This window comes from Streptomyces verrucosisporus (genome assembly GCF_017114865.1).
Classification (GTDB): Bacteria; Actinomycetota; Actinomycetes; order Streptomycetales; family Streptomycetaceae; genus Streptomyces; species Streptomyces fenghuangensis.
Genome location: NZ_JADEYH010000038.1, coordinates 14,673 through 39,045, shown reverse-complemented (window position 1 = coordinate 39,045; position 24,373 = coordinate 14,673). Strand labels below are relative to the sequence as shown.

Annotated in this window: 20 protein-coding genes and 3 pseudogenes; 11 read left to right on the top strand and 12 right to left on the bottom strand. The window is 72.7% G+C overall.

Going from position 1 to position 24,373, the window contains the following annotated elements; translation table 11 throughout:
* The 4 genes and pseudogenes from IQ279_RS28310 to IQ279_RS25485 all read left to right on the top strand — a co-directional run.
* Nucleotides 1-166: pseudogene (locus IQ279_RS28310) on the top strand (IS256 family transposase); the annotation flags it as partial.
* A 340-nt stretch (nt 167-506) separates the two neighbouring features.
* Nucleotides 507-878, top strand: a complete 372-nt coding sequence (locus tag IQ279_RS25490; RefSeq protein WP_206351671.1) for a GNAT family N-acetyltransferase — start codon at nt 507-509, stop codon at nt 876-878.
* 341 nt (nt 879-1,219) lie between these two features.
* On the top strand, nt 1,220-1,756 hold the full coding sequence (locus IQ279_RS28895; RefSeq protein WP_372445237.1) for a VOC family protein: 537 nt from the start codon (nt 1,220-1,222) through the stop codon (nt 1,754-1,756).
* Nucleotides 1,753-2,400, top strand: a complete 648-nt coding sequence (locus tag IQ279_RS25485) for a hypothetical protein (RefSeq protein WP_206351670.1) — start codon at nt 1,753-1,755, stop codon at nt 2,398-2,400. The genes IQ279_RS28895 and IQ279_RS25485 overlap by 4 nt, the downstream gene beginning before the upstream one ends.
* An 18-nt stretch (nt 2,401-2,418) precedes the next feature.
* Here IQ279_RS25485 and uppS read toward each other — a convergent pair whose 3' ends face one another.
* Entirely contained in the window at nt 2,419-4,071 is a 1,653-nt protein-coding gene (uppS, locus tag IQ279_RS25480; protein ID WP_206351669.1) for a polyprenyl diphosphate synthase, read from the bottom strand.
* A 532-nt stretch (nt 4,072-4,603) separates the two neighbouring features.
* On the opposite strand from uppS, the gene IQ279_RS25475 reads away from it, so the two are divergent.
* The 6 genes and pseudogenes from IQ279_RS25475 to IQ279_RS25450 all read left to right on the top strand — a co-directional run bounded on the left by IQ279_RS25475 (nt 4,604) and on the right by IQ279_RS25450 (nt 11,910).
* A complete protein-coding gene (locus IQ279_RS25475; protein ID WP_206351672.1) occupies nt 4,604-5,785 on the top strand; it encodes an ROK family transcriptional regulator in 1,182 nt (393 codons plus the stop codon).
* Nucleotides 5,786-5,949: 164 nt separating this feature from the next.
* Nucleotides 5,950-7,473: a sugar ABC transporter ATP-binding protein gene (locus IQ279_RS25470; RefSeq protein ID WP_206351668.1), complete on the top strand. Its 1,524-nt coding sequence runs from the start codon at nt 5,950-5,952 to the stop codon at nt 7,471-7,473.
* Nucleotides 7,474-7,577: 104 nt separating this feature from the next.
* Entirely contained in the window at nt 7,578-8,537 is a 960-nt protein-coding gene (locus tag IQ279_RS25465) for an ABC transporter permease (RefSeq protein ID WP_241028744.1), read from the top strand.
* Nucleotides 8,538-8,605: 68 nt separating this feature from the next.
* Nucleotides 8,606-9,645, top strand: a pseudogene (locus IQ279_RS25460) (substrate-binding domain-containing protein).
* 34 nt (nt 9,646-9,679) lie between these two features.
* Nucleotides 9,680-10,879, top strand: a complete 1,200-nt coding sequence (locus tag IQ279_RS25455; protein WP_206351666.1) for a Gfo/Idh/MocA family protein — start codon at nt 9,680-9,682, stop codon at nt 10,877-10,879.
* Between the two features lie 20 nt (nt 10,880-10,899).
* Nucleotides 10,900-11,910 carry a sugar phosphate isomerase/epimerase family protein gene (locus IQ279_RS25450; protein WP_206351665.1) on the top strand — a complete coding sequence of 337 codons (1,011 nt, stop codon included), beginning with the start codon at nt 10,900-10,902 and terminating at the stop codon, nt 11,908-11,910.
* 413 nt (nt 11,911-12,323) lie between these two features.
* Here the strand turns inward: IQ279_RS25450 and IQ279_RS25445 are convergent, their stop codons facing one another.
* From IQ279_RS25445 to IQ279_RS25405, 9 genes are read right to left on the bottom strand one after another with little or no spacing between them, the layout of a single operon-like run.
* Complete coding sequence (locus IQ279_RS25445; protein ID WP_206351664.1) at nt 12,324-13,160, bottom strand: PIG-L deacetylase family protein; 837 nt, start codon at nt 13,158-13,160, stop codon at nt 12,324-12,326.
* Complete coding sequence (locus tag IQ279_RS25440; RefSeq protein WP_206351663.1) at nt 13,157-14,437, bottom strand: glycosyltransferase family 4 protein; 1,281 nt, start codon at nt 14,435-14,437, stop codon at nt 13,157-13,159. Before IQ279_RS25440 ends, IQ279_RS25445 begins: the two co-directional genes overlap by 4 nt.
* Nucleotides 14,434-15,360, bottom strand: coding sequence for a sugar phosphate isomerase/epimerase family protein (locus IQ279_RS25435; RefSeq protein ID WP_206351662.1), 927 nt, complete (start codon nt 15,358-15,360; stop codon nt 14,434-14,436). The genes IQ279_RS25440 and IQ279_RS25435 overlap by 4 nt, the downstream gene beginning before the upstream one ends.
* The gene (locus tag IQ279_RS25430) at nt 15,357-16,832 is read right to left on the bottom strand and encodes a YcaO-like family protein (protein WP_206351661.1); all 1,476 of its coding nucleotides are present in this window, start codon (nt 16,830-16,832) and stop codon (nt 15,357-15,359) included. Before IQ279_RS25430 ends, IQ279_RS25435 begins: the two co-directional genes overlap by 4 nt.
* On the bottom strand, nt 16,829-17,656 hold the full coding sequence (locus IQ279_RS25425) for an MBL fold metallo-hydrolase (protein ID WP_206351660.1): 828 nt from the start codon (nt 17,654-17,656) through the stop codon (nt 16,829-16,831). Before IQ279_RS25425 ends, IQ279_RS25430 begins: the two co-directional genes overlap by 4 nt.
* Nucleotides 17,653-18,807 carry a Gfo/Idh/MocA family protein gene (locus IQ279_RS25420; RefSeq protein WP_206351659.1) on the bottom strand — a complete coding sequence of 385 codons (1,155 nt, stop codon included), beginning with the start codon at nt 18,805-18,807 and terminating at the stop codon, nt 17,653-17,655. Before IQ279_RS25420 ends, IQ279_RS25425 begins: the two co-directional genes overlap by 4 nt.
* Complete coding sequence (locus IQ279_RS28720; RefSeq protein WP_206351658.1) at nt 18,804-19,997, bottom strand: class I SAM-dependent methyltransferase; 1,194 nt, start codon at nt 19,995-19,997, stop codon at nt 18,804-18,806. The genes IQ279_RS25420 and IQ279_RS28720 overlap by 4 nt, the downstream gene beginning before the upstream one ends.
* Entirely contained in the window at nt 19,994-20,947 is a 954-nt protein-coding gene (locus IQ279_RS25410) for an HD domain-containing protein (RefSeq protein WP_206351657.1), read from the bottom strand. Before IQ279_RS25410 ends, IQ279_RS28720 begins: the two co-directional genes overlap by 4 nt.
* Complete coding sequence (locus IQ279_RS25405; protein ID WP_206351656.1) at nt 20,944-22,188, bottom strand: inositol-3-phosphate synthase; 1,245 nt, start codon at nt 22,186-22,188, stop codon at nt 20,944-20,946. The genes IQ279_RS25410 and IQ279_RS25405 overlap by 4 nt, the downstream gene beginning before the upstream one ends.
* Nucleotides 22,189-22,605: 417 nt before the next feature.
* Here IQ279_RS25405 and IQ279_RS28300 point away from each other — a divergent pair.
* A pseudogene (locus IQ279_RS28300) lies at nt 22,606-22,840 on the top strand (IS5/IS1182 family transposase); the annotation flags it as partial.
* A gap of 279 nt (nt 22,841-23,119) precedes the next feature.
* Here IQ279_RS28300 and IQ279_RS25400 read toward each other — a convergent pair.
* On the bottom strand, nt 23,120-23,704 hold the full coding sequence (locus tag IQ279_RS25400) for a hypothetical protein (protein ID WP_206351655.1): 585 nt from the start codon (nt 23,702-23,704) through the stop codon (nt 23,120-23,122).
* A 9-nt stretch (nt 23,705-23,713) separates the two neighbouring features.
* Nucleotides 23,714-24,328 carry a hypothetical protein gene (locus tag IQ279_RS25395; protein ID WP_206351654.1) on the bottom strand — a complete coding sequence of 205 codons (615 nt, stop codon included), beginning with the start codon at nt 24,326-24,328 and terminating at the stop codon, nt 23,714-23,716.
* Between the last annotated feature and the right edge of the window lie 45 nt (nt 24,329-24,373).

Sequence of the window (24,373 nt, the reverse complement as noted above, 5' to 3'; positions counted from 1 at the left end):
TGGACACTTCCCCAACGAGACCGCCGCACTCAAGTGCGTCTATATGGCGATCATGTCGCTGGACTCCACCGGCCGGGGTCAGGCCCGCTGGACCAGCCGTTGGAAGACCGCGCTGAACGCCTTTGACATCACCTTCGACGGCCGCCTCTCCGCAGCCCGCCAGTAGCCCCAACCACCCCGGTTACACCGAACGTTTGACAGACCCCGTCCAGGCCGTTCACACGCGGTTCCCCGGCGCGACGCGTCGGGGAACCGCGCTGCGCGGGGACCTCTCCGCCCGTCGGAAAGCAATCCGGTCCGTGCCGGTCGTCCCGCTTCCGCCACGTGCCGTGATGGTGGCGTAAACCTGTTGCGCCGGCTGTGGGCGGAGCGTGAGGATTGTGAGCATGCCGCCCGTGAAGATCGAGATCCGGCCATATGTCGACGATGACTGGGACGCGATCGCGTGAATCCACGATGCCGCGCGTCTTGACGAGTTGCGCGACTCCGCTGGTGTCGAGGCGTTTTTGACGCTTACGCAGACAGCTGAAGGAGAAGGGCTGTTCGACGGCCGGTTGTGGGTGGCGGAGGCCGACGGGGCAGTAGCCGGTTTCGTCGCACTCGACGACGACGAGGTCACCTGGCTGTACGTCGACCCACAGCGCTACCGGCAGGGGATCGGCAGGGCGCTGCTGCGCCACGCCGTTGCCGCCGCCGGACCGAGGGTCGAGGTCACGGTACTCGACGGCAACCCGGCCGCCCAGGCGCTCTACGCCGGCGAGGGGTTCACCGTCACGGAGACCCGGACCGGCTCGCTGGTCGGCAATGAGACGTTCACCGCCACCGGCCACATCATGCACCGCGACACCGCGACGGCCCCCACCGGCGTCGCTGGCTGATTGATGTCTTCGCACGGTCCAACCCTGCCGACCCGGCCGGGGTCACCGGCGCGGTGTACCGGTGAAGAGGCGGTGTCCCGGCGTTCCGGCCGTGCGCTGTTCGGTTTCCTCGGTACGAGCGCTGACCAGAGCTCCGGGGCACCAGAGGGCGGCTCGTTCCACCGGTGGCTGGGTGCTCTGGGCGGTAGTGGCCTTCGGGCCTACGGTGAGCGGCGTGTCGCCCGATGCCTCCCCGTCCTCCGTACGGCCGGTCCCGCGCTACGACGACACGAGGGCGGCGCTGCGCTTCCCGGCCGACCTGCTGGGCTTCACGGAGGTGATCGCCGCGCCGGACGAGCACGGTGGGATCGGGCACGTCGAGCTGCGCTGGTGTTCGGTTCGACCCGGCACGCGGACAGTGTGCGCGGGCGGATGCGGGCGGGCACCGGCGCGCGGTCTACGTGGTGAGCGGCGACGTCGACGCAGTACACCAGCGGGTGGTCGGTGCCGGCGGCGAGGTTCTCGAAGCACCGCATAAGACCCGGTTCGGACCGGGCGCAGTGGCGTACGTGCGCACGGTGCAGGATCCGGAGGGCGATCTGTGGACCTTCGGCACCTACCGCGGCCCTTCACCGGAGTGGGCAAACCGGCCGGACAAGGGGTGGTCCAGGGGCATAACGGGCACCGCCGGCCGCGACGTCTTCGCGCGGGTGCCCAGGGTCGGGCGGCGGTGGAGGCGAGCCACCGGCAATCGGTCACGTGTTCCCGGGCATATCACGACCGTCCCTCGTCCGGGTGGCTCCTGGCGCTATCACCCCACGCCGGGCAGCGTTGTCCACCCATGCTCCTCGAGGGGCCGCGCCCTTGCCGCCCCAGGAAGAGGTGAGAGCACAAGATGAGCGCGACACGACGAGGAATCATAGGAGGGGCACTGGCCGCCCCTCTGCTCGCCTGTCTCACGCCGACGGCCTCCGGCGCCTCGGCGGACCCGGAGCTGGGCAGGATCTCAGAGGCCTGGGTGGGTCTGCGGTGGAGCAAGCACACCCAGGACGAGTTGGAGCGTCTCGGGGTCACGGTGGAGCCGGTCGCTCCGGCAGCCGGGAGCCAGAACAGCGGCGGGGGAAGGGTGCGCTTCCCGGTACGTTCGGCGACCGGCGACCCCTCGGTGGGCGATCCCGGGCGGGCCCGGGGCACCGCGATTCTCGAAGGGGGCCTGGTGCTGCGGACTCCCGCCGGTGAGTTCCGGTTGTCCGATCTGGTGTCCTCGCTGGAGGGCGAGACGGTCTCCGGGGAGGCCACGGTCAACGGTCTGGCGGCCGCCCTGCAGTCGGTGTTCACCTTCACCGTGGGGGAGGGGCGTCTGGACGCGGCGCCGGTGCCGCCCGGTCGGCCGATGAGGATTCAGATCGTCGGCGTGCCGATGCGCCTGACCGAGGCGTCGCTGGAGATTTTCGAGACCACCTTCGGTCCGTCGGGTCTGACCGTGAAGACCGTTCTCGGGCACCTCACGGCCGGGGGCGTGTACACGCCACCCGAGCCGTGATCGGCTGACGACCGGGACTCAAGGAGTCCCGGTCGTCTCCGCAGCCTGTTGACGCGGGATGCCCTCGGTGCCGGCCGGCTGCGCCGCTTCGGTGGCGTCACCACCGAAGCGGCGCAGCCGGCCGGCATAGGTGTCGATGGCGCCCCGCAGGTGCCGGTGACCGAAGTCGGGCCAGTGCACCGGCTCGAACACGAACTCGGCGTACGCCAGGTGCCAGGGCAGGAAGTTGCTGAGCCGCTGTTCCCCGGAGGTGCGGATCAGCAGGTCGACGTCGGGCAGGTCGGGCGTGTACAGGCTCCTGGCGACGTCCTCGGGGCCGATCCGCCGCGGCTGGATTCCTCCGGCGACCGCCTCGGCGGCCAGGGCGCGGGCGGCGGAGGCGATCTCCTCGCGCCCGCCGTAGTCGGCGAAGACGTTCAGTGTCAGCGTCGTGTTGCGGGACGTCATGTTCTCGACGATCGCCAGCGTGGACGCCAGCGACGGGTCCAACCGGTCGCGCCGCCCGCACCACCGTACCCGGACGCCGCGCTCCCGCATCCACCGGGCGAACAGGGTGAACCCCTCGGCCATCGTGGCGAACAGCTCGGTCACTTCCTCCGTGCTGCGGACCCAGTTCTCGGTGGAGAACGCGAACACACTCAGCTGGGGCACACCCAGCCGCAGCGCGGAGTGGACCAGCCGCAGCGCGGCCCGCGCACCGGCGACGTGACCGTCGGACGCGGGCAGGCCGTGCGCCGCGGCCCACCGCCGGTTCCCGTCCATGATCACGGCGACATGGCCGGGCATGCGGTCCGGCACGGGGAAGGCCGGGGAACCGCTCGCCTGGTGGCTGAGCAGCGCGTTCCGGTCGACGCCCTCGGCCAGCACCCGTGCTCCCAGGTGGTCGGCCTGGTCCAGCACGTGCTCCACCCCGAGGAGGAGGCCGTGGACGAACGGCCGGCACGACGCGTGCAGCTTCCCCGTGACCGGCGCGGCCCGGGCCAGCAGGTCACGGGTACGGGCGACCTGGACTCCGACCAGTTCGTCCAACGCGTCCCGGCGTGTGGCGGCCAGGAGATCGCCGCGGCGCAGACCGAGCCCGCCCAGATCCTCTTCCGGCAGGTAGCACCGGCCCCGGCCGAGGTCGGTCGGGAAGTCCTGGAAGATGTCCGCCATCTGGCACGCCTCGCCCACCACACGCAGCAGATCCACCGCCTCCCGGGGGCGAGGCGCCAGCAGCGGGGCCAGCAGTCCGCTGGGCGCGCCGGTCACACCTCGCAGATAGCGCCGCAGGTCCGCGGCCGTGTCGAACGCGGGCGGGGCCGCGCTGTCCTTCCGGGTGGTGTCCAGGAACTCCTCCAGCAGCGCGATGTCCAGCTCCCGGCTGCGGACGGTGTGCACCAACGCCCGCCGCAGCGGATGCTCGCTGTGGCCCGCGCGCACCTCGGCCAGCGAATCGGCGCACCACTGCGACAGCCGCGCCTCACGGCCGGCGAGGCGGCCCTCGTCGGCGATGTCGTCGGTGGTGTGCCAGTAGGCGACGAGTGCGCGGACATGCGGCCGAACATCGGCGGGCAGCGACTCCGTGGCCGTCCAGAGCAGCCCGGACAACCGCTGCGCCACCTCCTCGCACCGAGCGTACGATTCGCACAGCTCCGGTGTGGTGATGCCGGCTTCCTGGTATGCGGACACCCCTACCTCCCCTGTCTGAACGGACCCCGTCGGCCTCTCCCTGTGGCCGGGCGGGATCCAGCGTCCTCAACACTGCTCTCAACGAGTCATCCGGCGACAAGGCACTGCCCCCGCCCCACCCGGCGCCACGCCGCACCGGAGGCGCCGGTCGCCGGCCACCGTCCGACGGCGACGGCGGGTGCGCGGTCCCTCCGCCACCATTGCGATGCCGGCTCGTCCGCGCACCGGGCGCCCCGGGCCCGCTCCCGGGTGCCAGACCCTGGGGAGCGGGCCGGCTCAGCCTGTCGACCGCCGGCCCGTGCGTGTCCTCGAACGCCGAGGTCGACGTGGAACGTTGATTGCTCTGTGCAGCTGGTCGGCACACGACGTGGTACTTCGTCCTCTGGCGAGCGAAAGTTTTGATTGACGCCGCGCAACTTCTTCCTAAGGTCGGCCGACACTGCTAGCTTCTCGGCGAAAGCCCGTCAGGGTTCGCTCACTGGACGGTGTCCCAAAACGCAGCGACCGACGTTGAGGAGTGCTTGTGCGGCGGATGACGGCTCGGCCGGCCAATGCTTATCAGGCACACCTGCTGCGTTTACTGCGGGACGGTGGGCGCAGCTCACGGGCCGAACTGGGAGAACGCATCCAGCTCTCCCGCTCCAAACTGGCTGTTGAGATCGACCGGTTGCTGGAGACGGGCCTCGTGGCCACCGATGGGTTCGCCGCTTCCCGAGGGGGCCGGCGGTCCCACAGCGTGCGACTCGCGCCAGGTCTGCGTTTCCTCGGCGTGGACATCGGCGCGACCTCCGTCGACGTGGCCGTCACCAACGGCGAGCTTGAGGTGCTGGGCCACCTCAACGACTCCACGGACGTCAAGAACGGCCCCGTCGCGGTGTTCGAGCAGGTGCTCGCGATGGCGGAGAAGCTCAAGGAGTCCGGGCTGGTGGAAGGCTTCGACGGGGTCGGGGTCGGCGTTCCCGGTCCGGTGCGCTTCCCCGAGGGCGTGCCCGTGGCGCCCCCCATCATGCCGGGCTGGGACGGGTTCCCCGTGCGTGAAGCTCTGAGCCAGGAGTTCGGGTGCTCGGTCATGGTCGACAACGACGTCAACCTCATGGGCCTCGGTGAGCAGCACGCAGGCGTCGCCCGCTCCGTCGCCGACTTCCTCTGCGTCAAGATCGGAACGGGGATCGGCTGCGGCATCATCGTCGGCGGCCAGGTGCACCGGGGCGTCACCGGGTGCGCCGGAGACATCGGCCACATCCAGGTGGATCCGCAGGGGCGGCTGTGCGCGTGCGGAAACCGCGGATGCCTGGAAGCACACTTCAGCGGTGCCGCGCTGGCCAGAGACGCCGAAGAGGCCGCACGCAGCGGTCGTTCGGCGCGCCTGGCCGCAGGACTGGAGGCGTCCGGGCGACTAACCTCCGCCGATCTCGCGGCCGCCGCGGCCGCGGGTGACCCGGTCGCACTGGACATGGTCCGCACGGGTGGGGAACGGGTCGGGCAGGTGATCGCCGGGCTCGTCAGCTTCTTCAACCCTGGCATGGTCGTCATCGGTGGTGGCGTGACGGGACTGGGCCACACGCTTCTCGCAAGCGTACGTTCCCAGGTCTATCGCCGCTCCCTTCCGCTGGCGACGGGGAACCTTCCCATTGTCCTGAGCGAACTGGGCGGCACGGCCGGGGTCATCGGTGCCACGCGGCTCATCAGTGACCACCTGTTCTCGCCCGCCTGACCTCCGCGACTCGACTCTCCCGCCCGTCCTCGGCCCCAGCCCCAGTCCCCAGCGTCAGGAACCCGGGCGGGGCCGGCATGCCCTTTCCGTTGGGATTCCTCGTGGTGCCTATGTCTGTTCCCTCTCACCGGGCCGGCGACACGGTCCGATCACCTCTGCTCACGATGTCGGACATCATCAAGGCCTTCCCCGGGGTGCGAGCCCTGGACGGCGTCACTCTCCAGGTGCAGGCGGGCGAAGTGCACTGCCTGCTGGGGCAGAACGGAGCGGGCAAGTCCACCCTGATCAAGGTGCTCGCCGGCGCTCACCGCCCCGACTCGGGCACGGTCATCTGGCGCGGCGAGGAGGTCGTGCTGAGATCACCCATCGCCGCGATGCGGCTCGGCATCGCCACGATCTACCAGGAGTTGGATCTGGTGGAGGGGTTGTCCGTCGCCGAGAACGTCTTCCTGGGCCATGAGCGGACGGCCGCCGGGTTTGTGATCCGCCGCCGTGACACCCGTGTCGCGGCGGCGGAACTGCTGCGGCGGCTCGGGCATGAGGAGATCGATGCGAGCCGGGCCGTGGGGGAGTTGCCGGCCGCGCAGCGGCAGATCGTCTCGATGGCCCGGGCGCTCTCCCACGACGTGCGGCTCATCGTCATGGACGAGCCCTCCGCGGCGCTCGACCCCGACGAGACGGAGAACCTTTTCCGCATCGTCCGCGAACTGACGGCCGACGGAGTGGCGGTGGTATACATCTCGCACCGTCTTGAGGAGATCCGGCGCATCGGGGACCGGGTCACGGTCCTCAAGAACGGCCGGTCCGTCGCCGGGGGGCTTGCGGTGGAGGAGACCCCGGACCGGGAGATCATCGCTCTGATGACCGGGCGTGAGATCGAGCACGTCTTCCCCGGCCGGTCCGCACCTCGGCAGAGCGCGCCGACCGTCCTGCGGACGCGTGGCCTGGCCCGGGAGGGGGAGTTCGCGCCGCTCGACCTCGAGTTGCGCGCGGGTGAGATCGTCGGCCTCGCCGGCCTCGCCGGCCTGGTCGGTTCCGGTCGCTCGGAGATCCTGGAAACCATCTACGGGGCGCGCCGCCCCAGCGCCGGGGAGGTGAGCGTCGACGGCCGGCGGCTGCGTCCCGGCAGCGTACGCTCGGCCGTGGCGGCGGGACTGGGCCTGGCTCCCGAGGAACGCAAGGCTCAGGGGCTGTTCCAGCTCGAATCCGTCACCCGCAACGTGTCGGTTTCCACCCTCTCGCGCTTCGCGCGGCTGGGCTGGTCGGACCGGCGCGGCGAGCGCGTCGCGACGAAGGCCGTCACCCGGGAGCTGTCCCTGCGTCCCGACGACCCGGATGTGCTCATACGCACGCTTTCGGGCGGCAACCAGCAGAAGGCGGTCCTCGCACGCTGGTTGCTGCGGGACTGCCGCGTCCTCCTGCTCGACGAGCCGACCCGGGGCGTCGACGTGGGAGCGCGTGCGGAACTCTACGGCGTGATCAGGCGGCTCGCCGACGCGGGTCTGGCCGTTCTCCTCGTCTCCAGCGAGCTTCCCGAGGTCCTCGGCCTCGCCGATCGTGTCCTGGTGCTGCGCGAGGGCCGGGTGGTCGACGCCGCACCGGCCCCGGACCTCGACGAAAACCGCGTTCTCGACCTGTTGATGGCAGCCCATGCCGACACCACGCCTCCTGGAACGGAGCCTTCGTGACACAGCGGCCAGTCTCCTCTCCGCAGCGGGCGGTACCCCGACCGGCCAGTCGTGGCAAGCGTCCGGTCCGCGGTGGGCCCGCGGGCGGCAGGCCGCCGGGCCCGCTGGCTCGTCTCGGCCGGCAGGCGGACGTCCGCAACCTCTCCCTGCTCGGCGTGCTGGCGATCCTCGTCGCCGTCGGCGGGGTCACCGAGCCCGACACCTTCCTGGCGGGCTCGAACCTGCAACTGGTGCTGACGCAGGCGTCGATCATCGGAGTGGTGACCGTCGGGATGACGTTCGTCATCGCCGGCGGCGGCATCGATCTCTCGGTGGGCGCGATCGTCGCCCTGGCCTCGGTCTGGGCGACCACCGTCGCGACACAGGAGTACGGCTTCACCGGAATCCTGTTCACCGCTGTTGTCGTCGGTGTCGGATGCGGCCTGGTCAACGGCGTCCTCGTCGCGTACGGCGGCATGGTTCCCTTCATCGCCACGCTGGCGATGCTCGCCTCCGCACGCGGGCTGGCACTTCAGATCACCGACGGCCGCACCCAGATCGTCACGGTGGACGCCGTCCTGGACATGGGCACCCCCGGCGCCTATGTGCTCGGTATACCTCCCCTGGTGCTCGTCTTCGGTGCGGTGACCGCGCTCGGCTGGCTGCTCCTGAACCGCACGACCTTCGGCCGCCGCACGCTCGCGGTCGGCGGGAACGCCGAGGCCGCCCGGCTGGCCGGGATCGACATCCGACGCCAGCGTCTCCACCTGTACGTACTCTCGGGTCTGTGCTGCGGCATCGCGGCCTTCCTGTTGATCATATTGTCAGGTTCTGGACAGAACACCAACGGCAACCTGTACGAACTCGACGCCATCGCGGCCGTGATCATCGGTGGCACCCTGCTGACCGGCGGGCGCGGCACGATCGTCGGTTCCGTGCTGGGCGTATTGATCTTCACCACGATCACCAACATCTTCGCGCTCAACAACCTGCAGAGCGACGTCCAGCAGATCGCCAAGGGCGCGATCATCGTCGCCGCCGTCCTCCTCCAACACCGCACCCTCCGCCGCACCGGCGGAGGGTGACCAGGTACCCGCCCCCGCCCCTGGTCCTCCCCCCTCCCCGCACCACATCTGAGAAGGGCTGACTCAGCATGCCTGAAGAAATCCTCACCAGCCGCAGAAGAGTGCTGTTCGGCGCGGCGATCGGTGCCGGTGCCCTCGTCACCGGCTGCACGAGCAACGCCTCCTCCAGCGATGAGTCCGCTGCCACGGCACCGGAGACCGCGGACAAGCCCGGCAAGCCGGTCACCATCGGGTTCGCCGGCCCGCAGGCCGACCACGGCTGGCTGAACGCCATCAACGAGAACGCCACCCGGCGGGCCGGGCAGTACGGGGACGTGACGCTGGAGATCACCGAGGGGTCCAACGACACGGCGACACAGATCGGCCAGATCACGACACTGATCAACAAGAAGGTCGACGTGCTCGTGATCCTGCCGGCCGACGGCAAGGCGCTCACCCAGACCGGCCTTGAGGCGATGCGTGCGGGCATCCCCGTCGTCAATCTGGACCGGATATTCAACTCCCCCAGGCCTACCGGTGCTGGATCGGCGGAGACAACTACGGAATGGGCCTCAACGCGGGCCGGTACATCGGCGAGCGACTGAAGGATGTCGCGGACGCCAGGGTCGTCGAACTCGCCGGGCTCGACACCCTGGAGCTCACCAAGCAGCGCACCCAGGGTTTCGACGACGCGCTCAGCAACTACCCGAACATCACCAAGGTCGCCCGCCAGGCAGCCGAGTTCACCGTCGAGTCCGGCCAGGCCAAGATGGCCCAACTACTGCAGGCCCAAAAGGATTTCGATGCTCTGTGGAACCACGATGACGACCAGGGCGTGGGCGCGCTGCGAGCCATCGAGCAGGCCGGCCGGGACGAGTTCGTGATGGTCGGCGGCGCGGGATCGAAGTCGGCCATGGAAGCGATCCAGTCCGACGACAGCGTGCTCAAGGCCACCGTGCTCTACCCGCCGACCATGGCGGCCTCCGCGATCGCCCTCGCCCGTGCCCTCGGGCAGGGCAAGGGCGTCAGCGGCCTGGCCGAGCTGGAGATCCCCTCGTCCCTGACGCTCTACTCGGCGATCGTCACCAAGGACAACGTGGAGGACTACCTGCCCACCGGCTTCGTCTGAGTCCTTCCCCCCCAGCCAACCAGGAGCACATCTGATGGAACACAGTGATCGCAGAGAGTACGGCGAGCCCAGGCCGGACCTGGGTATCGGCATGGTCGGCTACGCGTTCATGGGCGTCGCCCACTCGCAGGCGTGGCGGACGGCGGGGCACATGTTCCCGCTCCCACTGCGTCCCCGGCTCGCGATGATCTCGGGCCGTGACGAAGCGGCGGTCGGAGCGGCGGCCCGGCAGCAGGGCTGGGCCGCCGCCGTAATCGACTGGCGTGCCGTCGTGGACAGTGACGACGTCGACCTGGTCGACATCTGCACACCGGGAGACAGCCACGCCGAGATCGCCATCGCGGCGCTGGAGGCGGGTAAGCATGTGCTGTGCGAGAAGCCGTTGGCGAACTCCGTGCCGGAGGCGGAGGCCATGGTGGAGGCCGCGCGGGCGGCGAGCCGGCGTGGCCAGGTGGCGATGGTGGGCTTCAACTACCGTCGGGTACCGGCCATCGCCCAAGCCCGCCGCCTGATCGCCGGGGGCCGCCTCGGAGCGCTGCGCCATATCCGGGTCACTTACCTCCAGGACTGGCTCGTCGACCCTGAGTTCCCGCTGACCTGGCGCCTCTCGCGCGAGAAGGCCGGTTCCGGCGCGCTGGGCGACTTGGGCGCGCACGCGGTGGATCTGGCCCAGTACCTGTCCGCGGAGCCGCTGGCCGGTGTGTCGGCCCTCACCGAGACGTTCGTCTCCGAGCGGCCCCTGGTTGCCGCGACGCTCACGAGGGACGACGGGCCGCGGGCCAGGGGACCGGTGACCGTGGACGACGCGGCCCTGTTCACCGGCCGGCTCGCCTCGGGCGCCCTCGCGAGCTTCGAGGTCTCCCGGGTGGCGGCGGGCCGCAAGAACGCGCTGCGCGTGGAGATCAACGGCGAGCTGGGATCGCTTGCCTTCGACCTCGAACGCCTCAACGAACTGTCGTTCCACGACCACACCGAGCCGGCCACGACGGCGGGTTTCCGGCGCGTCCTGGTCACCGAACCCGAGCACCCGTACCTGAAGGCGTGGTGGCCCCCCGGCCACGCCCTGGGCTACGAGCACACCTTCACCCACCAGGCCCACGATCTCGTGCACGCGATCGCCACCGGCACCGACCCCGCACCGTCGTTCACCGAAGGACTGCAGGTCCAGCGGGTGCTGGCCGCGGTTGAGGAGAGCGCGGCGAAGAACGCGAGCTACACCCCCGTGCCCTTCTGACGGCAAGGAGACACGCGACAATGCCACGTCCCTTCACCTTGTTCACCGGCCAGTGGGCCGACCTCCCCCTGGAAGAGGTCTGCGGCCTTGCCCGGGACTTCGGTTACGACGGACTCGAACTCGCCTGCTGGGGAGACCACTTCGAGGTCGACCGGGCACTGGAGGACCAGGACTACGTCCGGGGCCGCAGGGAACTCCTCGCCCGCTATGGACTGAGATGCTGGGCCGTCTCCAACCATCTGGTCGGCCAGGCCGTGTGCGACCGGCTCATCGACGAACGCCACCAGGCGATACTTCCGGGCCGTATCTGGGGCGACGGCGACCCCGAGGGCGTCAGGCGCCGGGCCGCGGCCGAGATGGCCGACACGGCCAGGGCCGCCGCCGCCCTCGGCGTGGACACCGTCATCGGGTTCACCGGTTCCCAGATCTGGCACCTCGTGGCGATGTTCCCCCCTGTGCTGCCGGAGATGGTGGAGCGCGGATACGCCGACTTCGCCGAACGGTGGGGGCCGATCCTCGACGTCTTCGACGCCGAAGGCGTGCGGTTCGCCCACGAGGTCCACCCCGGTGAGATCGCCTACGACTACTGGACGACGCACCGGGCGCTGGAGGCCGTGGACCACCGGCCCGCCTTCGGGCTCAACTTCGACCCGAGCCACTTCGTCTGGCAGGACCTCGACCCCGTCGGGTTCCTCTACGACTTCCGCGACCGGATCTACCATGTGGACTGCAAGGAGGCGCGTAAACGGCTGGACGGACGCAACGGACGGCTCGGTTCCCACCTGCCCTGGGGCGACCCGCGCCGGGGCTGGGACTTCGTCTCGGCCGGGCACGGGGACGTTCCATGGGAGGACGTCTTCCGCATGCTGTCCTCCATCGGGTACGACGGTCCCGTCTCCGTTGAGTGGGAGGACCCGGGGATGAGCCGCCTCCAAGGCGCTCCCGAAGCCCTGCGTGCGCTCAAACGCTTCGACTTCGAGCCCCCCACCGCCTCCTTCGACGCCGCTTTCGGTGGCGACCGTCGGTCCTGACAACACCGCCGCCCGCCGAAGCATGAGCCAGTGCCTCTCTCCTTCCGGGGCCCGGCGGCGTGCCTCCGGATTCCTACCGGCGACGTCGATGCGAACGCGCCCCATACGCGGACGGGTTCACCGGGGAGGACCCGTCGATCTCACAGGAACGAGCCGGAGTCCGGCTCACCTCAGGCCGCGACTCGGTCGTCACCACGGGGACTGCAAAACGTTATCCGGTGGCGACCTCGGCCGGCGGAGCGTTGGTGCGCAGACGTACCAGCGTGAGCAGGGCCTGGTCCTGCCGCTCCTCCGCCCACGGGCCACCACCCCCCTGAGCGCAGGACGACAAAGGACCGGTCAAACGCAGTCGGGGACAGCGCTTCGGCCGGCCGCGATGGTCAACTCCGACTTCCGGCTGGAGCACCAGGAGGTCACCGTGCGTGCCGGCTCTTCCCGGGGCGCTCCGGGAGGAGCGTGTCCAGGAGGAGCCGGGCCCGGCTTCCGGCCCTCAGGGCCTCACCGTGACCACACCGGGTACCGGTGCGGCGGGCCTCGGTCCGGGCCACGGCGGACAGCGCCCCGCCGACCCGCTCGACGCCGCCGAACTGGAACCCCAACTGGGAGGTGTAGCAGGCGGCTGCGGCGATCTTGCGCGTCAGCACGGTGCCGATGTCCACCGTCACCTCGGCCGTGTCTGCGGACCGGCCGGGAGGAGACCCGCCCTCGGCGTACGGCGCGCGAACCACGTAGGGGACGTCGCGCCACCAGCAGGTGCGCGAGGGCGGTACGATGGCGGCGACCGCCCGGACCGTGATCAGGTGGTCGACGTGGCCGCCGATCCCCTGCGGGGCCAGGACGAGGTCCGCCGCTGCCAGGCAAGGGCGGATCAGCGACTCCAGTTCCGCGCCGACCGTGTCGTCGGCGCGAGGAGAGGTGAAGAGTTCCGGCGCGCTGCCGTATCCACGGTGCGGTGCCTCGGGCAGCGGCAGGTGCACCGGGGGCAGCACGCCCAGCATCCGCTGGGCGGCGGTGTCCTCCGCGCGGCGCAGGGCCATGTAGTCGGTCTCCGCGGGCAGTCCCTTGTCGAGCTGGGTGGACAGCGCGAAGGGGCACGGGTCGTCGACCGAGGCCGTGAAGCAGGTGACGACCCGCACCGACCAGCCCGCCCGGGCCAGGGCGGCCAGGACGCCTCCGGCGGAGAAGACCGCGTCGTCCAGGTGCGGGCTGACGGCCACGGCCGTACGGGTGCCCGGCGTCCGCGCGGTCACAGCAGGTGCGGGGCGCGGCGGAACCGGCAGGACAGGTCCACGACGGATCCGGCGGTCCCGCCGCCCGGAGCCCTTCCGGGCCGGTCCCCGGCGGACCACGTGGCGCGCACCTCCTCGTACGCGGTACCGATGCGCCCGGCGGCCACCGGCCACGACCACCGGGACCGCACCTGCTCCAGCGCCGTACGCGCGATGCGGTGCCGCAGTTGCGCGTCGTCGAGCACCCGCCCGACCACCCCGGCCAGCGCGCCGGGGTCGCGCGGCGGCGCCAGCAGGCCGTTGACGCCGTCCTGCACGCAGTCCACCACCCCGACCACGCTGGTGGAGACCACCGCGAGCCCGCAGGCCATCGCCTCCAGAATGGTGTTGGAGAACCCCTCGGCCCAGGTGGGGCTGACGAAGACGTCCCCTCGGCGGTAGACGGCGGGAGCATCGTGATAGCCGGTGGGGCCCAGCACCTCCACCGCGTCGGCCAGGTCCGCTCGCCGCGCCCGGCGGGCCAGCCGGTCCAGGTCGGGGCCGGCGCCGGAGACCAGCAGCCGCAGTCGCCTGCCCTCGGCCAGGAGCAGCCGCACCGCTTCCAGCAGGTCCAACACGCCTTTGCGGACGTCGATCCGACCGTGGTAGAGGAGCGTCGGCGGGTCGCCGACCGCTCCCGGCCGCCGGCTCGGCCGGGGCCGGAACAGCTCGGTGTCGGTGGCTCCGGGGACCACCGTGAAGCGCTCGACCGGTACCCGGTGGCGGGCCGCGACTTCGGCCGCGAAGGAGGCCGAGCCGATCAGCAGGGCGGGGGCGTCCCGCAGGACCCGCCGGACCGCTGCGCGATGCGTGGCGCAGCAGGTGCCGACCCAGTGCCCGTCGCCGCCCTGAATGGAGACCACGGACGGAACACCCAGCCGTTGCGACGCCTCCACCGCGGCCAGCCCCGGCGGGTATCCGTACTGGGCGTGGAGCACGTCCAGCGGCTCGCGCGCGTGCAGGCCGGCGATCGCGTCGCGCAGTGCGGTGACATCGGCCTCGAAGTCGGCGGGCCGCCCGTCGGCGACGGCCTGCTCGCCCAAGGATTCCAGCGCCACCAGGCGCACACCCCGAGGGACCCGTTCGGGCGGGGGAGGGCCGCCGCCGTAGACGGCGCGTCCCTGCCGGTCGCCGCGGTACTGGGACACCAGGGTGACCTCGTGCCCCGCGGCCGTCAGGGACCGCAGCAGGTTCTCCGCGTAGGCGCTCATGCCCGACACGGTCGGCCAGTAGCGCCGCGAGACGAAGCAGACCCTCATCGCACTCCCTTCGGAGAACCGGCGACGCCGTGCGCGGCGGATGCGTCCGGGGCCCCGTCGAACCCGGCCCGTTCCGCGTGCCGCAGCGCTCGCAGCGCCCCGGGCACCAGGACGTCGGCGCGGTGGGCGTCGCGGGACAGCTCAAGGCTCACCAGTCCGCCGTATCGCACGGCGCGCAGTGCGCCGAGCACCGCGGGCAGGTCCATGTCGCCCTCGCCCGGGGCGCGGTGCTCGTGCCGGCCGCGGGGCATGTCCTCCACGGCCACCGCCCCCAGATCCCGGGCGTGGCTCAGCACCGCCTGGCGGGGCGTCGGGCCGCCGGAGACCAGGCAGTGGCCGGTGTCCAGCGCCAGTCGCAGGCCGGGGGCGTGGGCAGCCAGGCGGGACCAGCCGGCGCAGTCCTCCACGAGCATGCCCGGCTCGGGCTCGAAGGCCGCCACCACGCCGCGCTCGGTCGCATACGCCACGACGGCGCGCACCCCGTCCACCAGATGCCCCCAGGCCGTCCCGCCGGGGGAGGTGTCCGTGCCCGGGGCCGGCGCCCCCGCCCAGAACGAGACCGCCTCGCTGCCCAGGTCGGCGGCGATGTCCACGCACAGCCGCAGGAAAGCCAGCCGGCGGGCCCGGCCGGCCGGATCGGGGGTGATCAGGGTCGGCTCGTGTTTGCGCCTGGGGTCGAGGAGGAACCGCGCCCCGGTCTCCACCGTGCTGTCCAGCCCCAGGCGATCCAGCCGGCGGGCCAGCGCGGCGGTGCGGGCCGCCAGGCGCGGCGCGAAGGGGTCGTGGTGGGCGACGTCCACGGTGAGGGCGACACCGTCGTACCCGGTGTCCGCCAGCAGGGCCAGCGCGTCCGGCAGGCGGTGCGAGGTCATGCCGTTGGTGTTGTAGGCGTAGCGCAGGCCGTCGCCCGCCGAGGCGCTCATCGAAGGACTCCCGCGGTGGTGCGGGCCACCGCGTGGCGGTCCGGTTCGCGGTAGAGGGGGTACAGCGCCCCCACCGCCTCCCGGGCGGCCTCGACGTCGAACCAGGCGGGTCCGCCCAGCCGTTCGCGGGCCTCGGCGGTGAGATGGACAGGTCGCGTCCCGGAGCGGGGCAGGGGGCCCACCCCGGCCAGGGGCCGTCCGCGTTCCATCAGCCGCCGCACCCCGCGCTCCCCGATCCGTGCGTAGGACATCGTCTCCACCTCCATGCCGGGGACGAGCGCCTTGACCGCGTACCCGTCCGGGCCACCCGTCCCGATCACCAGTACGTCGAAGCCGGCGAGCCGCCGCAGCAGGTCCGCCAGGAGGGCGGCGGGGTCCTCCAGGGAACCGGCCGGCACGGTCGGCAGGCCGGAGAAGGACACGGTGGAGCGCTGCGCCAGCACGGTGGGTTCCAGCAGCGCCAGCAGGCGCGCGCCGTCCAGGCCGGCCCAGGCGGTCATCGCCCGCAGGGCGCGCGGCTCCTGCTCCGCCAGGGGCGAGGACAGCTCGCGGTCGAGGTAGCCCGGCGGGGCGATCCGCGCGACGGTCTCCAGCGGGCTGTGGAAGAAGATCTTCCGCGCCCGGGAGGAGACGTACTCCAGCACCGCCTTGCGCAGCGCCGTCTCCCGGTCGGGATGGACGGCCTCCCCGCAGGCGGTCAGGACCAGCGGCGGAGCCGTGGGATCGGCGTCGACGCCGACGACGTGGACGTCGGCCATTGCGAGTTGCGTGGAGGCCAGTTTGGGCAGCACACGGACGCCCAGGCCCCGCAGCCGCCCGAGCACCGAGGCGGTGACCGGGTCGGCGACCTCGTCCAGCTCGATCACCACTCCCTCGTCCATCGCGCGGTGCGCCGTCGCGTTGCCGTCGCGCTGGAGGATCTCCAGCAGGGCGTGGGACAGGGCCCGCTCCGGGGTGTCCCCGGCGCCCAGCCCGTTGGTGACCGGGGTGGTCAGCCAGCCACCCGGCGGGGGGTCCCCGGGCAGGTCGCCGCCGCACGCCGCGGCGAACTCGGCGGGCACCAGCACCTCTTCGCCAGTGCGGTGACGGCGCGCGGGCACCCAGTCCAAGGGGCGCTCGGGGGAGTAGTCCGCGCCGGCCGGCAGGACGAGGCGGACCGGGTCGGCGACCCGGTCCCGGCCGCGCTCGCGCACCAGTTCCGCGTAGGAGGCCCGGCGGCGCCCGGTGCGTGCCAGGTGCCGTGCCGACAGCACCTCCTCGACGAGTTCGCCGTACGCCCCGACACGGGCCTGGTCGGGGCCGGCCCCGTATCCGCAGGCGCCCTTGCGCACGCCGTCCGGGCCGAGGTGGTCGGCGGAGACCACCGGGAAGCCGGTGCGGTCGGCCGCGCCGATGTCGAAGTCGTCCTGCTGCCCGGGCGCCAGCGCGGCGCGGTAGGCCCGCACCACCGGGTGCGTCCCGGCGGCGCTCACCGTCCGGCTCCCAGCGCGAGGGCCTTCGTGGTGGGCTGCCCGGACAGCTGGTGGTCGAACAGGCGCATCACGTCCGCGCAGGTCACCGGGGCGGCGAACTCGAAGGGGGTGGCGACCGCGTCGAACTCCAGCTCCCCGATCACCGAGCGGTAGCTCCGCACCTCGCCGTGCGAGAGCGGCACGCGGGCGTGGTAGGCCTTGTGGCAGGACAGGGCACGTGGCACGGTGCCGTCCAGGTCGACCTTGAGGGCGTCGCCGCAGAAGAGGATTCCCCGGCGTGCGTCGTGCAGGACGCAGTGGCCGTCGAAGTGCCCGCCGGTGTGGTACATCGTCAGCCCCGGGGCCGGCTCCAGGGTCTCGTCCACCGGCCAGGTCACCCGGAACGCCTTGGTCCACTCCAGGTCCCGCGTGCCCACGGCGACCACCGGGGGAGCGAAGTGCCGCTGGAGCTGCCACAGGGCGCCGTAGCCGTGCACATGGCTGGAGCCCAGCCAGGCGATGCCGCCGAGCCGTTCGATCTCGGCCAGTGCCTCGGGCGGGTAGTACGGTGCCGCCTCCCAGGCGGCGTTGCCGTTCCCGGTCTCGATCAGCCAGCCCGTCGACCCCAGGCCGAAGGAGGGGACTGTGCGGAACCCGGTGACGCCCGGGGCCGGCCGGTGCCAGTCGGCGGTGAGGAGGGCGTCGACCGTCTTCTCCTCCACCAGGTCCCAGCCGTCCTCGGGCAGCGCGTTGCGCACGTCGACGCAGACCGGACAGGCGGGCGGGGCGCCGAACCACCGCTGCCAGTGGCCGCAGTGGGCGCAGGCGTACATGCTCAGGGTCATCGTCGGCCTTCCTCGGTGGTGGAGGGGGTCCGGCCCGCGGCCGGAAGCGAGGGGGGAACTTCGGCAGTGGCTCCGTCCGCGCGGGCCAGTGCCTCCAGCAGCAGCCTGTGCAGAGCCAGGTCGCGCCGCAACGGCCACGGCCAGACCCGCTCCCGCGCGGTGCCGGCGCGCGCCGCCGCCACGGCCGCGGAGAACCCGCGGACCTGCCCGGCGAAGGGCGAGGCACCGGCGTCGAACGCGACGGGAACGCGCCGCGCGGTGTTGGCGCCGGTGAGCCACACCGCCCCTCCGGCGTCCTGACCGAGGGTGTCGGTCGCGGTCAGCAGCCCGCGGGTGCCGACGATCTCCAGTCGGCGGCGGGGCAGTGCGTCGGGGGTGTTGTAGGCGACGTGGAGACAGACCAGGACCCCGCCGTCGGTCCGGCCGGCCAGGACCGCGCCGTCGTCGACCCGGTAGGGGTGCACCCGGTGCTGCACCAGCGCCGCCAGTCGCGTCACGTCGTCCCCGCCGAGCAGCACCCCCACCAGGTCGAGTCCGTGCGGAGCCAGGTCGATCAGGGCTCCGCCGCCGGCCCGTGCCGGGTCGGAGCGCCAGTTGTCGCAGTGGCCGCCGTCCGGCGACCAGGCGGGCGGCAGCCAGCAGCAGTAGGTGATCCGCACCGCGGTGACCGTCCCCAGCCCGCCGGAGGCCACCACGTCCCGCGCGGCCTGGTGAGCCGGGTGGAAACGCTGGTCGTAGGCGGTGGCCGCCGGCACCCCCGCGCGTTCGCAGGCGGCGACCAGACGTTCGGCGTCGGCCAGGCCTGCGGCGAGCGGCTTCTCGCACAGCACTGCCGCTCCCGCCGCCGCGGCCGCCTCGGCCACGGGGCGGTGGGCGTGGTTGGGCGTGGCCACGTACACCGCGTCGGGCCGGTGGTCGGCCAGCAGGTCCGCGAGACGGGGGACGGCCCGGACACCGGGCGTCCGGGCGGCCAGCCGCGTGGCGGCGACCGGGTCGGCGTCGGTCACGGCGACCAGGCGGGGGACCGCGGTGGCCGGTTGCTGCCGGGCTGCCTCCAGCAGTCCGGGCAGGAAGTGGTCGCGGGCGACCCATCCGCACCCGGCGATCGCCCAGCGGCACGTGGTCGCGGCGGCCGCCGTGTCGGCGTTCACCACCGCTCCGGCAGGTCCAGGAGCACCCTGCGGCGGGCCAGCCCGGCCACCTCGGGCGTCAGGCGCCCCGCCCGCGCGTCCGCGAGCAGCGCGGGGCAGAGAGCGACGCGGCTGGGCAGGTAGCCGGCGGCATCCCGCCCGTACTCGTCCCGCCAGCGCGGGCTCGGCCAGCGCAGCAGGCCGTCGCGGTAGAGGGGGTTGAGCCGCAGGGGGCGTTTGGGGACGGGCCGGGCCGGGGACGGCAGGGCCCGTCCGGGCGGTGGAGGTGGGGCGTCGGCCAGGGCGAGGGCCTCGCAGTGCGCCAGCTCCTCCACCGGACGCGGGCGGGGGGCGACACCGTTCAGCAGGGCGCGGGTCAGGTCTGCGTCGTCGTAGCAGACGGCCCCCGGCAGCAGCGACCGCCAGCCGGCCGGGTCCAGCGGCAGACCGGCGCTCGGCCCGGGGACCAGGGCGTTGTGGCAGTGGCCCAGGACGACGGCGCCACCGTCGGCGTACGCCAGGGCGCGGCCCACCACCTCCCGTTTGCGGGGCAGGAAGTACAGCGCGTCGTGACAGGTCACGTAGGCCGGTCCGTGCGGGCGCAGCGGCCACGGGGCGGTCAGGTCGGCGCACACCAGCCGCGCCCCGGGCACGACGAACCGCCGGGCCAGCCACAACTTGGCGAAGACCACGTCGATGCCGGTCAGGTCCCGGTGCCCGCGCAGCGCCAGCTCCCGCAGCAGGTGTCCGGTGCCGCAGGCCAGTTCCAGCACCGGTCGGTGGCCGGGCGGGTGGTGCGCGGTCAGGGCGAGCACGGCCAGCCAGGTCGGGTCGCTCCACCGGTGCAGGAAGTAGTCCCCGACCCTGCCCAGGCCCAGCAGCACCACCGCCTCGCGCAGGGTGTCCGCCTTCAGCGCGGCGCGCAGCGTCCCGGGAGGCGGGACCGGGCCGTCCCACCAGTCGTCGGTGTCGGCGAGCAGGACGACCGCGGCACCGTCCGGATCGCCCTCTTGGATACGGCGCACGGCCCGCTCACGCAGCTCCTCGCGGCCGGCGCGCAGCCAGGGGATACCCGCCACGACGGGCCAGAGCCGTTCGCCGTCGGACAGCAGTCCGGGTCCGTGCGGCCGCAGCGGGGCCCCGCCGGCCGGACTGACCAGGCCGGTCGCGGCCGCCTCCGCCGTCGCGCGGTCGGCCGCCGGGCTCCTCACGCCGCCTCCGCCGCGGCCAGCACGGCCCGGTGGAAGCCGGACACCGCGCAGGGATGCACCAGGTCCAGATCGTCCAGGGCCTGCTCGGCGGTGAACGCGGCGGCCCGTGCGTGGTGGTGGACCTGCAGCACCCGGTCGAGGACGTCGGCGGCGTGGAAAGCCCGGGCGGCCGGGTGCACGGCCTCCTCGCGCAGGGCGAGCAGACCGGCCAGGCGCGAGGCGAGAGGGCCGGGCAGAGCCGCGAGCGATCGATCGGCCAGCCGCGCCGTGATGCCCGGCAGGTGCTCGCCCAGCAGTTCCTCCCCGGCGAAGCCCGCGTCGGGCAGCACCGCGTTGTGCAGGTGATGGGCCAGGCCGAGCAGGAAGGCGTCGGTGGGGTCGGCGTCGAACGCTTCGGCCAGCAACCCGCCGTAGACGGCGACCGCCCAGCAGTGGTCACCATGGCTCTCGGGCGGTTCCACCATCAGCCGCGGGTGCCCGGGCCGCGTGGCACCCGCCCGCGGCTGGGCGCACAGGTCCACCGCGAACCCCGGCGCCGGGCCGTGATGGTGCTCCGCCTCGGCCAGCAGCGGCAGCGCTTCCCGCAGCCGGCCGAGGGTCGCCGCGTCCAACCCGCCCGCGTGCCGTCCGACCGAGCGGGCCAGCACGGCCGCCGCCTCGGAGGCCGTCAGCCCGCACTGCCGCAGCACCGGGCCGTCCACACCCGCCAGACGTGCTCCGGCCACGGCGGCAGCGCACTCCAGGGCGGCGATCCGGCCGGGGCCGGCGCCCCGGGCCAGCGCCGCCCACGACCGCAGGAAGGCGCGTCCCGCCATCGAGACGGTGCTGCCGGCCGTCCGGACCCGCTTGAGGTCGCCGACCTCGCGCAGCAGGGGGGCGGCCGCCCGCAGGGCATCGCGCGGCACCTGGGGCGAGGCCTGCCGCGCCGGGCGGGGAGCGGCCCGCGTCACGACTGTCCGTCCCGGGGCGTTTGACCGTCCAGCCAGTCCAGCAGGACGCGCTCCTGCCGGTGCAGCGCGTGCTCCGGGGCGCGTCCGTCGACGGTCATGGGGGCCTTGAAGAAGAACCCGAACTGCTCCTGCACCCCGCGCTCCCCACGGCGCCGCGCCTCCGCCAGCAGACGCACCAGCTCCAGTACCAGCGGGGCGGCCAGGGCGGAGTCCTGACACAAGAAGTCGATCTTCATCTGCATCCGGCGGCCGAGGAAACCGACCAGGTCGATGTTGTCCCACGCCTCCTTCCGGTCGCCGCGCGGCCGGTAGTAGTCGATGCGCACCAGATGGTCCTCGACCGGGTAGCCGAGCACCGCGTCCAGTACCGACTGCTTGGCGGTCGTCTTGCTGGCCAGCGAGCCGGGATCCTCCAGCGCCCGACCGTCGCGGTTGCCCAGCAGGTTGGTGGAGTACCAGCCCTCCACCCGCAGCGCCCGGGACCGCAGCGCCGGGGCGAGGACGGTCTTGACCATGGTCTGCCCGGTCTTGCCGTCCTTGCCGGCGATCGGCACGCCCCGCCGCTCGGCCAGCAGCATCAGGGCCGGTACGTCGGCTCCGACGCTCGGGGTGAAGTTCACGTACGCCATGCCCTCCCGCAGCGCCGCGTAGGCGTAGAGCATGGCGGGGGTGATCGCCTCGCTCCCGCCGTCCAACGCGGCCTCGAACGCTTCGGGTGAGACCAGGGACGACGACGCCAGGTCCGGTTGCCGCTCGGTCGAGGCGAGGTTGACCACGACCACCTCGTCCAGACCCTGCTCGGCCCGGAAGCGCCGCAGGTCCTCCCGTATCCGGTCGGTCTGCTCGCGCGGACCGCCGGACGGCATGACGTTGGCGCCGCCGACCCCGCGGCAGTAGGCCGGATCGGCCACGGCCGACCAGGGCCGCACCCGCTGCAACCGGGGCGCCACGGCCTCGATCTGGGCCGGATCCAGCACCTGGTGGAAGTGGGCGGCCTTGGCCAGGTCGTCGGCGGACACGTCCCAGCCGCCGAACACCAGCGCCTCGTAGGGCACCAGGTCCGTACGCGCCGCCAGCGGAAGTCCGTCCTGACCGCAGGCGCCGAGCCTGAGCAGTTCCACCCCGGCCACGGCGGTCGTGGCCACCGCGCCGCCCAGCCCCACGACGGCCACACCCAGCCGGTCCACCGGCTCGTTCCCGCTTCCGTGGCGGGAGGCGCGCCTCCCGGTCAGCGTGTTCATCGCTCTCTCCGATCGACTCGCACGGTGGCCGCGACCGAGGCCCGGCGACGGAAGGGAAACCCGGCCGGAGGCCCCCGCGGCTCCGCGAAAGCTGGCACGTACGTGGCGGAACGGACGCGCCGCACCGACGTCACCAAGGTTCGGCGCGGTCGGGGACCGGTGCATCCGCGGGGAAAAAGCCGCGATCCGGGGGTTTCGTCCTCGCCGCGCGACGGTGGCGCGCCGATGCGGGCACCGCGTGCCCACCGCGCCGCGCACGTGTTCGGCCCGACAGGGCGGCCGAACGGGTGAATCCCCGGACCGGGCCCCGGCGGTGGTGCGGCAGGTCCTGCGAGGTGTCGCGTGACGGCACCGAGGACGCCGGAATTCCGAGCCGGGCTCCCCTCGAACGATCACGGCCCGGTCCGCGCCCATTGCGCGTCGGTCGACGGCACGCCCCCGTGGTTCTCCCGCACAACGCCGGGCCGGGTCCACGATCCGACTGCGGCCCGCGCCCACCGGGGGCCGCCCCCTCCGGGGACACCGTCCAGGTCTGCCGCACTCGGCAGATCCTCGTGTCGGCCGATCGTGCCCGCCCGGGCGTCGGAGCCACCGTCCGCGCCCCTGCCGAGGTCACCGCGACCTGCCCGAGCACCACCAGCAGCACAACCGGGCCCACACATGCCCGCCCCTGCTTCCACTGCCGGCGCCGCACTGCCGCCGACCGGGCGGCGACACAGGCGGCCGATGCCGGGCTCGACGCGTTCCGCCGGCCGCGCCGTTCCAACGCCCGACGCCGTCACCCCCGCCTCGGGCACCGTGGGCCGATCGCCTACGAGAACGCCTTCCGAAGGACACCGACCACGCTGGTGCCGGCCGCATGACCCGTGTCCGGGATTCGGGGCCAAGGCCCGTGCACATCGCCGTGATCAGCTTCCAGGGAGCCGTCCGGCTATTCGAACGTGGTCAGCCGGTAGACCAGGTGGTGGGTCTGACCGGTCTCACCGGGGTGGGTCACCGTCACATCGGTGAAGCAACCGCGCTCGGTATCGAGCGACAGACGCAGTGAGCGTCCGTCCGGCACCGAGAAACCGCTGTAGGGGGACGGCTCGTTGCCCAAGGGCGTGGCCCGGATCCTCACCGTTCCCCTCGTTCCCCGGGTGTCCACGGAGGAGACCACCACCCGGGCCAGGAGGTCCACCGGGCGTACCATCTCCACCAGCCACCCCTCGACCGCACCGGGCCAAGAGTAGAAGTACCACGGGTCGTCCACGGATGCGGGCCCGGTCGGCACCTGCGACCGGAGCCGGTTCCCACCGACGATGTGAGTCATCTCCCGGCCGTTGCAGGACTGATGGGTCTCCTGGCCGTCGCTGCGGACCGTGTACGACCAGTGCAGCAGGTCATCGGCCCGCAGGTGGTGCTCGGACACCTCGCGTGCGGTCCCGTCCGGCCCGGTCACCGTGACGGTCGCGGTTGCCCCGGTGACGGTGGCGCGCGTCACCCGGGACAGCCATGAGGCGACGTCCACCTGCATGCCGGTCTCCTATCGTCTGTCGATCCTGACCACCCACGACGCCGACACGACCTCCACCTCGTCCTGTGGTCTCCCGTCGGTCAGTACGGGCCAGGCAGCGTGGATCACCCAGTATGGGCCGCTGGTGGAGGCGAGGGGCACTACCACACGTGCGGGCGCGGTGCCATCGCCCTTCCTCCAGCACTTCGCGGCCCGGTCGGCGAAGGCGCACAAGGTCTCGGTCCCGGCCGTCTCGTCCGGCACACCGCCGTCGCCTACCCGCGGGTACTCGTAGAGCACCACCCGTGAGGGAACCCGGGTCGTACCGAACTCGAACTCGGCCTGCCGCTCATCGGCACGAAAACGGGCACGTGGCCAAGTGATCTGGACGGGTGGGCCGGCGGCAGGCCCGGACAGGGACTCCCAGTCCACAGCGATCCTGAGTGCCGCGATCCGCGCGGACTCCGTGACCACGTCCATTCGCGGCGGCTCGCCCGGCGCGTCGAGCAGTTCATCGGGAAGGTACGGGGTATCGCCTTCCCCCGCGGTGGCGGTAGCGGTGCTCGCCGGGCGCGGGCGGCCGTCCACGCCGGTGCCCGGCTGCCCGCAAGCGGACAGAGCGAGCACCACGGTGGCGGCCGTCACCGCGCTGGTCCATGCGGTGACGGCCTGACGGCGAGGGAGACGGCG

Excerpts from the sequence above, each read along its gene's own strand:
- IQ279_RS25455 (WP_206351666.1), top strand. The coding sequence starts at position 9,680 with ATGGAACACAGTGATCGCAGAGAGTACGGCGAGCCCAGGCCGGACCTG.
- IQ279_RS25400 (WP_206351655.1), bottom strand. The coding sequence starts at position 23,704 with ATGCAGGTGGACGTCGCCTCATGGCTGTCCCGGGTGACGCGCGCCACC.
- IQ279_RS25435 (WP_206351662.1), bottom strand. The coding sequence starts at position 15,360 with ATGAGCGCCTCGGCGGGCGACGGCCTGCGCTACGCCTACAACACCAAC.
- IQ279_RS25470 (WP_206351668.1), top strand. The coding sequence starts at position 5,950 with ATGTCGGACATCATCAAGGCCTTCCCCGGGGTGCGAGCCCTGGACGGC.
- IQ279_RS25405 (WP_206351656.1), bottom strand. The coding sequence starts at position 22,188 with ATGAACACGCTGACCGGGAGGCGCGCCTCCCGCCACGGAAGCGGGAAC.
- IQ279_RS25485 (WP_206351670.1), top strand. The coding sequence starts at position 1,753 with ATGAGCGCGACACGACGAGGAATCATAGGAGGGGCACTGGCCGCCCCT.
- IQ279_RS25450 (WP_206351665.1), top strand. The coding sequence starts at position 10,900 with ATGCCACGTCCCTTCACCTTGTTCACCGGCCAGTGGGCCGACCTCCCC.
- IQ279_RS25425 (WP_206351660.1), bottom strand. The coding sequence starts at position 17,656 with ATGACCCTGAGCATGTACGCCTGCGCCCACTGCGGCCACTGGCAGCGG.
- IQ279_RS25475 (WP_206351672.1), top strand. The coding sequence starts at position 4,604 with ATGACGGCTCGGCCGGCCAATGCTTATCAGGCACACCTGCTGCGTTTA.
- IQ279_RS25440 (WP_206351663.1), bottom strand. The coding sequence starts at position 14,437 with ATGAGGGTCTGCTTCGTCTCGCGGCGCTACTGGCCGACCGTGTCGGGC.